Raw genomic sequence first — 16,024 nt, 5'->3', positions numbered from 1 at the left:
TTGTCGATGTTCATGTGGCTGCAGTCGTTGCTTCGGTCAGCACCAGCAGCGCCTGTTCAAAGTCATACTGTTCTATGGCTTGGTTCAGCTGATGGAAGTGTCCAGGGAAAACAGCGGCCAGCAGCGCTTTGTGTTCGTGCAGCAGTTGCTCCGCTTTCGGGTTGTCCTCGCGCAGCAGGGTGTCCAACTGAGGAATCACCGTGTCGCACAACGTCAAGTCGATCGGGCCGCCCAGCGTCGCCACCGGTTCGGGCAACGCCGTCGTGATGCTGGCGATTTGCTGCGCCAACAAGGTCTGCAGTGCCCACAGTGTGTCCATTGATACCGTGCCATGGCGCCCGCTGGCATCCTGCTGCAATTCCTTTTCGAGGTAGCCGGCGTGTTGCTGCAACTCGGGCGCGCCGATCGTGCCGGCCAGGCCCTTTAACGTATGTGCCAGGCGTTCCGCTGTCGGGGCATCGTCGTGCGCCAGCGCTTCGCGTATGTCCTGTAACGTGCGCGATTGGCTCTTCGCAAAGCTGCGCAACATCGCGATATAGCGCGCCGGCTTGCCCAGCACCGCGCGCAAGCCCCTTTCGATGTCGAGACCGGGGATGGCGGCAGGCAGCGTCGTATCGGCGCAGGCACCGACAGCCTCATGCGTGTGCGCAGAGGGTGTTACGCCGGTCGGTTTGATCCAGCGCAACAGAGTGCGGAACAGCGCGTCCGGGTCGATTGGCTTGGCGACAAAATCCACCATGCCCGCCTCCAGGCAGCGTTCGCGGTCAGCCTGCATGGCGTTGGCGGTCATGGCGACGATGGGCAGATCGCCCTTGCCAGGCAAGGCGCGAATGGCACGCGTCGCGCTCACGCCATCGAGTACCGGCATCTGCATATCCATCAGCACCAGGTCGTAATCGCCCGTTTGCACCCTGGCGACGGCAATTTGACCATTGTCGGCGATATCGACCAGCAACCCGGCGTCGGTCAGCAATTCGCTCGCCACCTGCTGGTTCAGTGCATTGTCTTCGGCCAGGAGGATCCGCGCGCCGAAAATCGCCGCCATGGCGTCCTCCATCGGACTGTCCTGAAGCGTTTGGGGTGTCTCGAACTCCCCCAATGTGTTGCAAAGCAGTCTGCTCATGGTATCGAACAGCGTGGACGGGCTGACCGGTTTGACCAGTACCGCCTCCAGGCCGGTCTCGCTCGCGTCGGCCAGCAGATGGTCATGCCCGTAAGCCGTTACCAGTGCCATGCCCGGCACCTTGCCGGCATCGCCCCGCCTGATACGCTTCGCCGTCTCGATGCCGTCCATGCCGGGCATCCTCCAATCCAGCAAGACGACGTCGAACGGCGCACCCGCAGCATCGGCGTCGCGCAGTGCTTCGAGGGCCGCCACTCCCGACTCCATACTGAGCACGGTGAATCCCATCTCGGTCAGCATTTCCGAAAGGGTGTGACGGGCGCTGTAGTTGTCATCCACCACCATCACCCGACGGCCTTGCAGGTCCGGGCGCTGCAGTTTTCTGCGCGCGATTGGCACGGTGCCGACTCGAGCCGTGAACCAGAAGGTCGAGCCTTGACCGACGACGCTGTCCACACCGACTGCGCCGCCCATCAATTCGGCCAGGTTCTTGGCAATTGCCAGACCCAGGCCGGTACCGCCATATTGGCGGGTTGTCGAGCTATCCGCTTGCTGGAAGCTCTGGAACAGGCGACCCATCTGCTCTTCGGACAGGCCAATGCCGGTGTCCCGGACCGCAAAATACAGCAACGCATCGGACTCGCTGCGCTCATGCAGACGAACCACGATCGCGATCTCGCCCTGCTCGGTGAACTTCACCGCGTTGCCGGCAAAATTGACCAGGACTTGCCCCAGGCGCAGCGCATCGCCCACCAGCGTGGCCGGGACGTCGCTGGCCACGTCGAGGATCAGTTCCAGGTCGCGTTGCACAGCCCGTGTACCGACCAGGTTCACCACGTTGTCGAGCAGCTCCTCGAGGGTGAACTCACTCTGTTCGACGAGCAGCATGCCGGCTTCGATCTTAGAAAAATCGAGCACGTCGTTGATGATGCCCAGCAAATGGTTACCCGATTGTTGGATCTTCTCGATGTAGTCTCGCTGGCGCGGGTTCAATTCGGTTTTCAGCGCCAGGTAGCTCATGCCGATGATGGCATTCATTGGCGTGCGAATCTCATGGCTCATGTTGGCCAGGAAGTCGCTCTTGGCCTGGGTCGCCTCCATGGCCAGCGCACGCGCCAGACGGATCTCATCCTCGGTCTGCTTCTGCAGCGTGATGTCCTGGTAAGCGCCATACATGAACAAGATCTTGTTGGTCGAGGCGTCGCGCACCAATTTGCCAGCCGCATGAATCCACACCACCAGACCATCAATCGGCCGCTGGTAGGCGTAGATCACATCGTACTTGTCGTACTTGCCATCGATGGCGCCCTGATAGCGCTCGGCGGCCGCGGCGGCCACTTCCGGATTGGCCGCCTCCAGGCGCGCAAACCATTCGTGCTCTAGGTGGTAGCGACCATCCGGCTTAATCGGCTCGCCCAAGATGCGGGCCGCACGCTCGGACTGAAAGTAATATTCTGGGTCGCTGTAGTCCACATACCAATAGCCGCTGTCGGTCAATTCCAGCGCGATGTCGGTGAAGAAGTTGGTACGCTGAATTTCCGCTTCCATGCGCTTGCGCTCGGTGATATCCAGCAGCCAGCCCATCGTCCCCTCTTCCCCGCCCCGTTTAAACGGCACAAACGTCACCAGGAAATCGCGCAATTTCCCGCCGGCGCCGATCATCTGCAACTCTTGGTTGTGCACCACGCTATTGCTCTCCAACAGCGGCACCAGGCTGTCGCGATTTTCAGGCCGGTGGTAGATGGTCGAGGCCTGGTCGCCGACCTTGGCGTCGAACTGGGCTCGGAACTCAGGATTGATATAGCGGAATGTCCCGCCGGCGGTGAACGCGATGCCCAGCGGACTTTGGTCGAGAATGCTCTGCAACCGTTTACTTTCATCTGCGAGGGCCTGCTCATCGGCCTTGCGCCCGCTAATGTTCTCGATGCACCAGATCGCCGCGCGCTGATAGCCGGCCACGCTGACCGATTGAATCGACACCGCCGCAACGAACGGTACGCCATTCTTGCGCACGTAGTGCCATTCGGCATTGAACACTTTGCCCGACGCCAGCACGGGGCCCGCCATCCGGGCGAACTCCAGGTAGTCGGCCATATGCGCGTAGATGCAGGATTCTGGCTGGCCGACCAGCTCGTCCAACGGATAACCGAGCAGGTCGGCAATGCGTTGGTTGGCGCGGATGATGACCTCGTCGGCGGTGTACAGGATGCCGTTGGGCGCATTGCGGAAAATCGTCCCGAAATCGTTCATCAGCCGCTGGATCTGCTGCTCCTGCTTCTTGCGCGCAGAAATGTCGGCGACGATCTGCAGGCCCAGTTCCCGAAGCAGGTTTCGGATCAACAGGTAAGACAGGAGAATACCGAACAGCAGTCCGCCGATGATCAGGCCGGCATTGAGTTTTAAATCGAAAGCAGTATGTTCCTGTGCCGTTGCATATTCCTCTTTAGCGACAGTGGCCTGCAAATCGCTTAATTTCACCAGTAGGTCGTGCGGCGCGTTAAACAGTGCACTGACCGCTTCGTATTGCTCACGCGCGGCGGTGACATTGCCGGACTTGACCATTTCCAGTAATTGATTGCGTTTGTCGTCATACACGTCCCACAAAGATACGAATTCCTCAGACATGCGTCTTTCGTCGGGAGTAAAAAATGTCTCATGGTAGATCTCCCAGTGCTGTTTTAGCTCGGCGTCAAGCTCGGCCGACTTCTGCATAGCCTCCTCAAGGTTCGCAGCGCCGCTACCCTTGACCCCTTGCGCCAGGCGAAAGCGCAAGCGCTGAGCCGATTCCATTACGTTCCCCAGTTGCACCAGGCTAACGGTGCGGTCCTGGTAGACGGTCCTGAGCTTTTCGTTGCTGAAGTTCATACCGTGCATGCCGGTTAAACCGACCGCCAATGTGATGGCAGACAGTAGCGCCACCATCACCCCCAGACGTGTACCAACCGTGAACTGTTTGAACATAGTGTTATTCCCCTGTTGCTATCACTGCACCACGCTGTGGGAAACGCTTGCGGTCTTGAGCAGCGTTTAGCGCGGTATAGCCACACTGACGACCGTGCGATTGTCGGCGTCGAAGGTCTCCAAGGTAATGGTTCCGCCTTGCGCCTCGATCAGCAGCTTGGCCGAATAGGTCCCCAGTCCGCTGCCGCCGCGCTTGCTGGTGGCGCCCTTGGTGAATAGCAGTTCGCGCATGGCCGGTGGCACTGTTCCTTTGTTCTCGATCGTCACCACCAACGGGTTGCGATCGTGTAGCGTCACGTCGACTCTGCTGCCGGTCGGTGCCGCCTCGCAGGCGTTTTTTATCAGGTTGTGAAAGACGGAAAGGCACAGCTTTGGGTCGCCTTGGGCCATCGGCTGCTCGGTGCCTGGTCCGATGTCAGTATCGACCGACAGCGTGACTTTCCTGGAGGCGAAGGTAGCCCGAGCCAGGTCGGCGACTTGATGCAGCAGATTGCCCAGCGGTACCGGTTGCGGTTGCGCCTGGTAACGACCGGTTTCGATCTTGAACATTTCTGCCGAAAGATCGATGGTGTCGAGGATTTGCGCAACGGTTTCCTCGACCAGGGTCAACGTGTGTTTTTGCGAGAGGGTCAGCAGTGGGTCTTCGAGTACTTGGCGCGTCAGGCCGATGACGCCTGCCAGCGGCCCTTTGATGTCATGGCGCAGCATGCGGTCGATGTCTTCACGCAGGCGTGCGGCGTCTAACATTTCATCGTAGTGGGCCTGGCGCTGCTTATGCAGTTCGATGTAACGCATGAAATTGCGCACCCGCAATAGCAGTTCATGCGGGTCTATCGGTTTGCGCACGAAATCCATCGCGCCCAAATCGAGGCCGCGATGCCGGGACTCGAGGTCCTCGAGTGCGGTGACAAATATGATGGGGATCGTTTCACTGGTCGGATGCTCGCGCATGCGCTGCGCCACCTCGAAGCCATCCATGTCCGGCATCATCACGTCCAGCAGTACCAGGTCCGGCGGGTCGTCCGAGGTGCAGATCGTCAAAGCCTTTTGGCCGTTATGTGCAATCCGCACCCGGTACTGATCGTCGAACAACCCGGCCATCAAGCGCAGATTGTCCGGCGTGTCGTCCACCACCAGAATGGTGGGTTGCCTTGCACTACCAATTGGGCGCTTGAGCGGCGTGGGGGATACAACGGGCGTAACCGCCGGCACGGCATCCAGCGTCGGCGCATCGGCCGATTCGCGAAGGCGCCGCGCACGCAATAAGGCCCTGATGATTTTTTCGCGCAGTTTCTGCGGGCTGTAAGGCTTGAGCAGTAACTCGGAAACGCCAGCGGCAATAGCCCGCTCAATCTGCTCGCGGTCGGACTCCCCTGTCACCATAACGATCGGTAGATGCGCCAGTCTTGCGTCGCCGCGCACGGCCTGCAGCAATTCCAGTCCATCCATGACCGGCATGTTCCAATCCGACAACACCAGATCGAGACGCGAGCCTTTCATGCTCCGGCTGCGTATATAGTCCAGAGCCTCCTTGCCGTTGTTGACCGTATCGACATTAGTAATGCCCAGCGAGCGCAATTGGCCGACGTTAGCAATTCGCATAACCGCCATGTCATCGACCACCAGGACATGCATGTCTTTGAGTTCCATTTTGCGCCTATTCGATAATCGTTGAGTGTGAGAGGAAGGGTTGGAGTCGTATGCGCTCCCGTTGCAGATCGTCGTCGGTGTCGGCATAGCGCTCGGCAATGGCACAACACGTATCCTGAATGTCGACAAAGGCCTCTAACATGTCAGGATCGAAATGGGTGCCGTGGCCTTCCTGTAGTTGCGCCATCGCTTGCTCGTGCGTCATTGCTGGCGTGTAGAGGTCGCGACGACTGATTAATCCGTCGTAAGCATCTGCCACCGCCATCAGCCGCGCGGATACCGGGATGGCGTCGCCTTGCAACCCTTCTGGGTAACCGCTGCCGTCCCATTTCTCTTGATGCGAATAGGCGATTTCCTTGGCAAATTGCAAAAACGGCACCGTCGCCCCGAGCCGGCGTTCGGCTTGTTCGATCGCATCCCGGCCGAGCGTGGTATGCGTTTTCATCACCTCGAATTCATCCGGGGAGAGCTGATCCGCATTGAGCAGGATATAGTCCGGGATTCCGACCTTGCCGATGTCGTGCAGCGGGGCGGATTTGTACAATTGCTCGATGTTTTGCGCGGTGAGCACGGTGGCGAAGCGTGGATGGATTTGCAGTTTCTCGGCCAGTGCCTTGACGTAGAGTTGGGTGCGCAGGATATGGTTTGCGGTTTCGTTGTCGCGGGTTCCCGCCAACGAAGTCACGACCAGAATGGCGACATCCTGGACCACCTGCATCTCTGCGGTGCGCAGCGCCACTTCCTGTTCCAGGAAGTCGTTTTGCTCGCGCAAAAAGTCGGCTGCAACCTTCAGGGTCAGGTGGGTCTTGAGGCGTGCCAGCAGGATCGGCGGGCTGATGGGTTTGGTGATGTAATCGACCGCGCCCAATTCAAATCCGATTTGCTCACTGCCCGTATCGGTTTTTGCCGTGAGAAAGATCACCGGGATGTTGCAACTTCGTGGATCGGCCTTGAGTTGACGGCAGACTTCATAGCCATCCATGTCAGGCATCATGATGTCGAGCAAAATCAGATCGGGCGGTGCGCTCGACTGCGCGATGGCGATGGCGCGCGCGCCGTTCGATGCGGCCCTGACAACATAGGCGTGTTCCAACACGTCATTCATCAGCCTGAGGTTGAGCGGCGCATCGTCCACCACTAGCACAACGGCCTTAGCGGTAACATCGAGATTGTTGCTCATGCCCCCCCCTGGTTCGAATCGGTGCGTAAGTTGACGCAAGGAAGGTCACTGTGACTTCGAGCTACGTAGAAGAGAGGAGCCCTTATTGCCAGATAAGGTATATATGACAAAACGCTGCGACAGGTCTTTACAGCCAAAACAGTGGTCTTTGTCGAATCGGCTTTACCTGCGCAGCGTGCGAGCGAGATTCGGTCTCCAGGAAAATGCGGGTAAGGAACTCTACGCCCTACTAGCACTGCACCCAGCCAGCCCTTCGACAATAGCGGCTGCTCTGCGAGGAGCACCTCAGGCAGCGCCCCGGTCCATCTGCTGACAACTGATCAGCAGCCGGATTCTATCGATAAGCGCATTCATCGCTTGAGCAGTGCTTGAGTAGCCTGTTTCCGTACCGCTCAAGCAGACCAGACCCAATGGGCTACGTGCGAGCCTAATATTTTGGTACGCCATCCAGAACACCTCTTGGTGTTCGTCATCTGTTGAGTGGCTTCAGGAAGGCCATATGCCGATATGGGCGTCAGGCTCTCGGGCGACGCAGCCAGCGAAATCGGCTGCAATGGTCTCGCTTCGGGTTGCTCACAGATCACTACATACCGAGCCCAAAGAATGCACACCCGTATCCTGAGGATCGCTTCGCGTCATGCATTGCTCGAGACTCCTTTGATCTGGTTGAGGCAGTAGATACGTTGCAGCAGGAGATGGGGCGATCAGCGCAAAAGCTGGAAGTCTTTTCAATGTTTCCCTAAAGGGATAATGCCCAACACATAACTCAACAGTGTCTGCAGGCTGTCGGCGATGGAAGTATTGCCTGTGTCGATCGTCAGCTCAGGACACTCCGGCACTTCGTACGGAGCGCTGACACCGGTGAATTCCAGTAGCTCACCAGCACGAGCCTTCTTGTATAAGCCCTTGGGATCACGGGCCTGGCAGGTCGCAAGATCCGCTGCGATGTGAATTTCATGGAACATCCGCCCGACCGCGTCACGTGCACGCGCACGATCCTCGCGGTAGGGTGAAATGAACGCAGTGATGCAGATCAGACCCGCATCGGCAAACAAGGCCGCCACCTCGCCCACTCGACGGATGTTCTCGGTCCGGTCTTCGGCACTGAAGCCGAGATTCGCATTCAGGCCTCTGCGCACGTTGTCACCGTCGAGGACGTAACAAGAATACCCCCGCGTCGTCAGCGCGAGTTCCAACGCCATGGCCAAGGAGGACTTGCCCGAAGCGGACAGCCCGGTTAGCCACAGTACCGCGCCGCAGTGGCCATAATGCGTTTTGCGGTCCAACGCGCTCAGGGCGTGCGGTACGGCAGTCAGGTTGTTATTCATTTTCAAGGACTCGTGGAACATGGCAGAGGGGTGAGAAGTAATTCCGGCCAGCGGCGAGCCCAGTCGCTTTCATGGCTCATGCCCGGCACGATTTGGCTATGCGCGCATCGACTGGCAGTGGCGCTGACAAAACGTTGCGCGATCAGCGGTGGTACGACGCTGTCATCGGCACCGCTGAAATGTAGCTGCGGGATAGACGCGACCTGACGCGCAACATCGATGGCATTGAGTGACTCCGGCATCGCCGACACGTGATGCAGGCGATTGACTTCGGCATGATCAAGGTTGCCGGCCACCGTACGCAGCGAAGCGACATCGCTACGCCGGGCGGCGATCAATACCGCCAGCGCACCGCCGCCCGAATAGCCGACCAGATGGATGCTCTGACCGGGTACCCGTGCGGCGTAATGCGTGACCGCCTGATCCATTGTGGCGACCACTTCCTCTGAAAATCGCTTATGGGTCCAGTAGGCTTTTTCACAGCGTGGATTGACCGCCAGCGGCGTGAATTGGCAGGGGCGTGCCAGGTACACGACGTTGGGTCCCGGATCCATCACCGCCAACGCCAGGCCCAGGGCCTGATGCGGTGTCGGGTTTTCGGACGGGACAGAACGCGAACGCCAGGCCAAGCCGTCGCCCTCGATATAGACGGTCAACGGCAGGTCTGGACGGGTTATCCGGTAAAAACTGGTCAGTACAAAGCTGTCGGTATCGACCTGGTCTCGCTGCAAATTACTTGTGTGCGCCAGGGTTTCGGCGTGTCGGTTCGGATCGGCGCAACCTGTGAGCAATCCCAGCAGTGCGCATACGCAGGCGAGCGCCGTCAGCAGGCGCTGCGCCAGCGCTGTGCTCAAGTCGTTCATGCCTTGGCAAGTCCCAGCGCCGCCAACAGCGGTCCGAGCTGTTCGGCATGCGCGCGCCAGCGACCTTTCGAGGTTTTGTAGAGGGGCTGGCGTACTTGATTGACGCTCGCGGTGCGCACCACGCGTTGGGTCTTGTGGAAATCCAGGCAGGCCTCGTTCCAAGGCAGGTCAATGAAGTCGATCAAGCGCTTCGCCTGCCCTTCAAGATCGTCCAGCACTGATTCGTAGTCCACTTCAATAAAGGATTCGGCGGGTAGCAACTCGCGCCAATGGGCCATCAACACCTGGTAATCGCGATGGAACTGCCCCAGCTCGGCCTGATCGTAGGTGAACAGTTGCTCGCCACCAAATTGCTTGCTGTAGCAGGACAGGCAGGTATCGACCGGATCGCGGCGGCAGTGAATGATGCGGGCGCCGGGCAGGATCAACGGAATCAGGGCGGCATAGACAAAATTGCCCGGCATCTTGTCGACCAGGCGATCCCGACCGTCGACCAGTGGCTGAATTCGCGCCAAATAGTCATGACCGATGCGGGCCAGGTCCTGCGCGGAGCAGTTGACCAGGCTTTGCGGGAAAACGCCCTGGCTTTCCACCGCCAGGCGCAACGACGACAGCTCGCCAGCACCTTGTACCTGTGGATGGGAGGCCAGAATTTGCTCGACCAAGGTGGTGCCGGAACGAGGCATGCCAACGATGAAGACTGGCAGCGACGAGGCAGCGCCCAGCCCTTGATGCGCGGATTGCATTGTTTGGCTGAAGACCTCGGCGATGCGCTGCATCCATTGCTGCGTCGCGTGAGAATCAAAGGTAAAGGTGGAACGCTTGAGCCGGTTGCCCTTATCCAGGTGCTGGAAGGCCCACACGGAATCACCCGTGTCGAGATACGCCTTGCCCAAGGCGAAGTGGGTCGCCAGTTTGTCGGCCAACAACAGACCTTCCTCACGCAGCAACCCCGCCTCCATGGCGGCGATATCGGCATCACCGGGTTTAAAGGTTTTGCTGTCTGAACGCCCCGTCAGCGCCCGGATCGACCCCGGGAACGCGGTCACCGCCTGTTCGAAGGCCACAGCGGCCTCTTCCTTGCGGCCACTTTCCAGGAACAGTACGGCGCGCGCGATCATCGCTTCTTCAGTCACCGAGCCAGGCAATGCGACCGCCTGATTGAAATGCTCCAGTGCTTCATCGTGCAGATCGGCAGCCTGAAGCGCATTGCCCAGGGCGTTGTGGACACTGGCGTCATGGGGGGCCAAGGCCAGCGCTTGCCGCGCGCAGCGCAGGGCCTCGTCGATGAGCCCGGCCTTTTTCAAGACCAGGGCGCGTGCCGTAAGTCCGCCGACATGCTGGGGGGCAAAGGTGTGCAGTGCATCCAGCCAACGCAACGCCTCGCCATGATTCAAGCGTTGCGTTTCGGCTTCGGCGATATTCAGGTACGCATCGACCAGCCGTGGGTTGAGTTCGATGGCCCGTCGACCGGCAGCCACCGCCTCGTCGAAATGCCCTTGTGAACTCAGCAGGAACGACAGGTTGCTGTAGGCCTCGGCGTAATTCGGGTCGAGGATCAACGCCTGTTTGTAATGCCACTCGGCGCGGTCTTGTCGATCCAGGCGACGATAGGTATTGGCCAGATTGTTGTGTGCGTGTGCCGCTTCGGGGCGCAGGGTCACGACGCGTGTCAAACACTCAAGGCTATCGTCCAGTTTGCCGCTTTCCTGCAGGATGATCCCCAGGTTGCTCCAGGCATCCACCAGCGCAGGATCCAGCGCAACGGCCTGTCGACCCGCCTGTTCGGCCTCGGCCAGCAGGCCTTGCTGCCGGCACATCTCGGCAAAGTTACTGAAGTAAATCGCCGGTGCGCTCAGCGTTTGGCACGCCTGACGCAGGTAGGTCACGGCCAACTCCAGCCGACCAAAAGCGTGGGCCATCAGCCCGAGTAAATGCAGGGCATCGGTCTGTTGTGGCCATTGCGCCAAAATGCGCTGACACAGCTGCTCGGCCTGTTGTGCCTGACCCGCGCTCCAGTGTTGATGGGCCAGGGTCATGGCTTCGGAAAGCGTCAGTTGTGGGGTGCCGGAAGTTGTCGGTGTGTCGCTCATACCGGGCCTGCTAATTAGAGAGTGGAGACTGGTGTGCCTGGAATTTTCGCTCATATCCACTGCCGATTGTTAGCAAAATGCCCATTGCTCATGACGAGCAATGGGCATTGCGAGGCTGCACGGAATCTAGCGGATCAGAAGTTCCAGCGCGCCTGTACGCTACCGGTGTTGGAGTGGTAACCGCCCCCCGTCTCCAGGGTGTAGGTCGTCGACAGGCTCAGATCCTTGTTGCCCAGCAGCGTCAGACCAACGGCCAACACCCCGGTGTCCTTGATCGGTGTCGCGCCCGTGGTGGTGAAGCTGGTAGCCCCCGTGGTGTCGGCGGCATAGTTGGCGACCGATTGCACACCTGAATCCAGGTACTCATGACGCCAGGTCAACTGCGCCGAAGGCACCAAGGCACCGTAAGAAGTCGGGAAGGTGCGCTCCAGCTTGGCCCCCAGGTCGCTCTTGATCGAGTCACTGGTAACGCCGTCAACGTGCAGCGCGGCGCTGCTGCCTTGCTCTGTGTAGCCGTCCTGACGCAGGGTGCTGTAGGTCAGGCCGGTAATCGGTGTCAGGACGGTGTTGGCCATCCGTGAACCGAGTTCAATCGGGTAACCCGCCTGGGCGGAGGTAATGTATTGCATGCCATTGTGCTGGCCGGTGGCCCCACCGCTGAAACCGCTGAAGTCAATGGACCGCAGGGTGTTGTACTGCTGCTGAACAGCACCGGCCGACAGGTCCACGTACCACGGCGTGCCGACGTCGTTGAGGTAGCTGGCGTAGCCAAACAGACCATAAGACTTCACATCGGTGGAGCTGCCCTGGTTGTCGCCGTCGTCGTTCACCGTGGTATTGGCATAGCTGAATAGACCACCCGCGCGCCAGCTGTCGTTAACCTGGCCGTCCGCACCGAGCAGCAAGCCGCTGTAACGGGAGTGGTAACCGGAGAGACCATCACGTTCACCCATCTGCGAAGTGCCGCCAAAGGCCTGGCCCCACAGGCCTGTGCTGCTGGCGCTCTCACCGGTGGCGATACCGCTCCCGCTATTGTCGATCTGTGCCGTGCGCTGCCCATCGATGTGCGCCGACACCACATTGAGTACTTGCCCGGTGGAACCGGTCGAAGCCTGAGTAGCCGCCGCAGCGGTGGAGGCTGGACTCAATTGTGCGGCTGCATGATTCGCCGCGGCCGGAGAAGGAAGTGCGGCGGCGGCGTTGAACAGGTTCATCATGCCGGCATCGTAACCGGTGTAATTGAACAGTCCGGCCAGCACCGCAGTCCCGCCGGGAGTGCTGGCTTGATTGATGGGGGCGAATGAAGGAGCAGGAGGCTCCGGCAGGGTGGCGGGTGGAGTTTCCGGTGTGGTTTCCGGTGGAGTCTCCGGTGCTGTGACAGGCGCCCCCCCCCCCAAGGTCAGCAGTAAGCCGGTATTGGCGCCATTGACGACAGTGGCGCCTGCCACGTTATAACCCGCAGCCGTATAGTGAAGGCTCTCGGCGTTGTAGTTCGTCCCCGTGGAGTTGGCTTGAACCACGAGGTAGCGCTGGCCTGGGGCAAAGCCATAGTTGCCATTTTGTTGCAGGCCTACGGTGGAACCCGCAGCGATGTTCGCGCTACCGGACACCACCAGACGCCCATAGCCGCTGTCGGTGTTGCTATTACCGTTGGCTACGGGGTTATTGCCCACGCCGAGGATCAGGCTGGCGTAGCTGCCCTGGTGGTAATTGCCAGTGATATTGATCGTATTGTTGACCAACAGCGTGCCGGTCGAGTCATTGGTGACGGTATGAGTGCCGACGTTGATGTGGTCATTGAGCAACTGGTTGCCGGGCCCGAAGACCACGTTCGAATTGGTATTGGTGATCAGACCGATGTTGCTGGCGCTAACGCCATCAGCGCCTGCGCCGGTCAAGGTGCCGAACACGGATCCGGTACCGCCATTGATTGTCAGGTCCTGCGCAGAGTCATTCTGGATCGTGCCAGCGATGGTTCCGGAGTTGGTAACAGTGCCCAGGGCCGCATTTGAAGAGTTATAAAGGGCGTATTGATTACCCGTGATGGTACCGCTATTGGTCAGCGCGCCGATGCTGCCGATGCTGCCGGCCTTAGTGACGTTGGCGAGGCCAGTGCTGCCCCCGCTGATGGTACCCGTGCCGCTGTTGGTCAGCGTGTTGATGCTGCCGCCGTTGTTGTAAATGCCGGTAACGCTACCATTGATGGTACCGCTGTTGGTCAGCGTGTCGATGTTACCCACAGTGGTGGTGGTGGGGATTTGAGTGACGCGGTCGGTGACCACGTTAATGACGTTGACGAGACCGTTTTTGCCACCGCTGATGGTGCCGCTGTTGGTCAGCGTGCCAATTTTGGAAGTGTTCCAGACGCCCGTATCACCGCTGATGGTGCCGCTGTTGGTCAGCGTGCCGATGCTGCCGATGCGGCCGCTGTTAGAGACGTTGACGAGACCGGTGTGGCCACCGCTGATGATGCCATTGCTGTTGTTGGTCAGCGCAGTAATGTCGCCAGAGTTGACAATGCCGAAACCCGTGCCGCTAACGGTCTGGTTGTTGGTCAGCGTAGTGATGCTGCCGACAACGCTGAGGATGCCGTATTGGCCAGTGATGACATCGTTGTTGGTCAGCGCATCGATGGTACCGCGGTTGTAGATGCCATTGCCTGCTGCCCCGCCGTCGATGGTGCCGTTGTTGGTCAGCGAGTGGATCGTACCGATCGCGGGGCTCGTGATGATACTGCCGGCCAGACCGTTGTTGATGGTCCCGATGGTCCCACCGGCGTTGTTAACAAGCATACCGATAGTGCCGAAGTTGTAGATCGCACTACTAGCTCCGTTGCCGGAGGTGATGGCGCCGGAGTTGCTCAATGTGCCGATTCCGCCTTGATTCGTTATGCCGTTATGACTTTTGCTGCTGTTGATAGTGCCGCTGTTGGTCAGCGTGCCGATGGCATCAGTCCCGGAGAGCACGATTGCATCACCGCTGATGTAACCCAGAGTTCCCATGACATTCAGGTTAGGAGGCGTGCTGCCATCCAGGGTGTAGTCGGTGCCGCTGATGCCGCCGTTGACGCTCACCTGGGCCATTACCGCCTGCGCCCTGCCAGCCATGACCGCCGCCAGGGCGAGCGTCAGCGCGTTCAGTTTAGGACGATGATTGAGTGGCTTCTTCATACTGGAAATTTTCCTACCCTGATTGGGCTTATTCTTTGATTTTGGCGTTATCAGCAGCTTGTTTGAGTCATTCACGCCCTGGCAAAACTCCGGACGCCGTCAATAGCGGCCCGTAGTACTTATCCAGCGCCAAGGTCAGCGGGCGGACAACCGACGACATACCGGGCCCTACCTAAATAAGTTTGCTCAAACGTTCCAGGCGCATGTGCTCTCCAGCGGGAACAGGCCCGCCCCGCGCCGGAAGCTTGTGTGAGTAATAAACCGCCCACCTTCGCCGGCGCTGTGAAAACACCTGACTCACTCTGACCAAGTCAATGAAAAACACTGAAAAGCTGTTACGCAAGCCATGTAACCCCGCCGAGGACTCTGAATCGCCTGCCGATGTGCTGCAGCGATACGGACTTGTACAGTTACTACATATTTTTGCGCGATGAGCACGCTGGCGAAGTGCGGGTGGACTTGCAGTTTCTCGGTCAATACCCTGACGTAGAGTTGAGTTTGCAGGACATATTTTCATCGAGTCGGCGCCCCCACACCATCGGACTGGTCCTATAATCAGAATTTTCAGTGACGTAACGCTCGTCACTGCGAAGCAACTGATCGACTAGGGTGATGCCTGCTAGATTGGCTACCTGTCCACTGGAGGCCTCCTTGCAAGGAGCGCCTCTGAATAGTGGCGAGCTTCTCTCGTTTCCAATGCCAACGCTCATCTCCCATTATTTGCCGAACTGGCTATCAGCCCCACCGCTCGCTGATCGAAAAAAAAGCACAAGCCTCAAAAATTTGCTTTTTTTGTGAATTCACGACAAAAAAGGCAGAGTAATCACAAACCGGAAATCGCTGTTAATTCCATCCCAGGCGGAGAACAAAGACAGAGAATGTCCAGCCCTACTGACAACGTCGGAAAAATCCAGACGTCCAACTCCACCATTCGAGTGGCAATAGCGGATGATCATCCAGCACTGCTCATTGGGATTAAGCTTGAACTCGCCACGAGCCCAATGCTTGAACTGGTCGGTTCTGCGTCAAACTCGACCCAGCTGATCTCGATTCTCGATCAGTACCCTTGCGACGTGTTAGTCACAGACTATGTAATGCCAGGGGGGCAGTTCGGCGACGGTACCACCCTCCTCGCCTTCATTCGGCGCCGGTATCCGAAGCTTCAAATTGTGGTGTTCACGATGCTTGATAATCCGGCGATCATCCGAGACCTTCTACGGCATGGCATCCGTTGCATCCTCAGCAAGGCGGACCCCACGCAACATATCGTGCAAGCTATCCAGGCGGCCTATGCTGACAAGAGTTACTTTTCGCCGACGGCCAATGAAATCGTCCAGCGATTGGAGATTGACCCAAATGAAATTGGCCGCTTGCAGGAGCTGACAAAGCGCGAATCGGAAGTGATACGGCTATACGTCTCAGGGCTCACAGTCAACCAAATCGCAGAGCAGTTAAATCGCAGCAAAAAAACCATCAGCACACAAAAGCAACGAGCCATGGAAAAGCTTGGGGTCGTACGCGAACCTGATTTGATCAAGTATGCGATGGAGATCGGACTGATCCGTACTTAACGCCGACACAAGAGCCTGCTGCGAGAGTTCGATCCGTTTGGGCCATTTCGTTTAGAAAACGCGTCACACATCTTTCGGTTAGATC

Annotated in this window: 8 protein-coding genes; 1 reads left to right on the top strand and 7 read right to left on the bottom strand. The window is 58.7% G+C overall.

Annotated features, from left to right (window positions below):
- Positions 1–10 precede the first annotated feature (10 nt).
- The 7 genes from AC1MDT_RS28760 to AC1MDT_RS28730 all read right to left on the bottom strand — a co-directional run bounded on the left by AC1MDT_RS28760 (position 11) and on the right by AC1MDT_RS28730 (position 14,368).
- Entirely contained in the window at positions 11–4,084 is a 4,074-nt protein-coding gene (locus tag AC1MDT_RS28760) for a response regulator (RefSeq protein WP_480420038.1), read from the bottom strand.
- A 66-nt stretch (positions 4,085–4,150) separates the two neighbouring features.
- Entirely contained in the window at positions 4,151–5,734 is a 1,584-nt protein-coding gene (locus AC1MDT_RS28755) for an ATP-binding response regulator (RefSeq protein ID WP_480420037.1), read from the bottom strand.
- Between the two features lie 7 nt (positions 5,735–5,741).
- Complete coding sequence (locus tag AC1MDT_RS28750) at positions 5,742–6,914, bottom strand: response regulator (RefSeq protein WP_480420036.1); 1,173 nt, start codon at positions 6,912–6,914, stop codon at positions 5,742–5,744.
- A 728-nt stretch (positions 6,915–7,642) separates the two neighbouring features.
- Positions 7,643–8,242 (bottom strand): adenylyl-sulfate kinase, encoded by a 600-nt coding sequence (gene cysC, locus AC1MDT_RS28745; RefSeq protein WP_480420035.1) that lies wholly within the window; start codon positions 8,240–8,242, stop codon positions 7,643–7,645.
- Positions 8,243–8,244: 2 nt separating this feature from the next.
- Positions 8,245–9,105, bottom strand: coding sequence for an alpha/beta hydrolase family protein (locus AC1MDT_RS28740; RefSeq protein ID WP_480420034.1), 861 nt, complete (start codon positions 9,103–9,105; stop codon positions 8,245–8,247).
- Entirely contained in the window at positions 9,102–11,198 is a 2,097-nt protein-coding gene (locus AC1MDT_RS28735) for a tetratricopeptide repeat-containing sulfotransferase family protein (protein WP_480420033.1), read from the bottom strand. Before AC1MDT_RS28735 ends, AC1MDT_RS28740 begins: the two co-directional genes overlap by 4 nt.
- 134 nt (positions 11,199–11,332) lie before the next feature.
- Positions 11,333–14,368, bottom strand: coding sequence for an autotransporter outer membrane beta-barrel domain-containing protein (locus AC1MDT_RS28730; protein WP_480420032.1), 3,036 nt, complete (start codon positions 14,366–14,368; stop codon positions 11,333–11,335).
- Positions 14,369–15,246: 878 nt separating this feature from the next.
- Here AC1MDT_RS28730 and AC1MDT_RS28725 point away from each other — a divergent pair.
- Positions 15,247–15,939: a response regulator gene (locus AC1MDT_RS28725; protein ID WP_480420031.1), complete on the top strand. Its 693-nt coding sequence runs from the start codon at positions 15,247–15,249 to the stop codon at positions 15,937–15,939.
- Positions 15,940–16,024 lie beyond the last annotated feature (85 nt).

The sequence above is a fragment of the Pseudomonas sp. ASL7 genome (assembly GCF_056680375.1).
The sequence above is the reverse complement of the archived record's forward strand: the minus strand, read 5'-3'. Positions and strand labels throughout refer to the sequence as shown.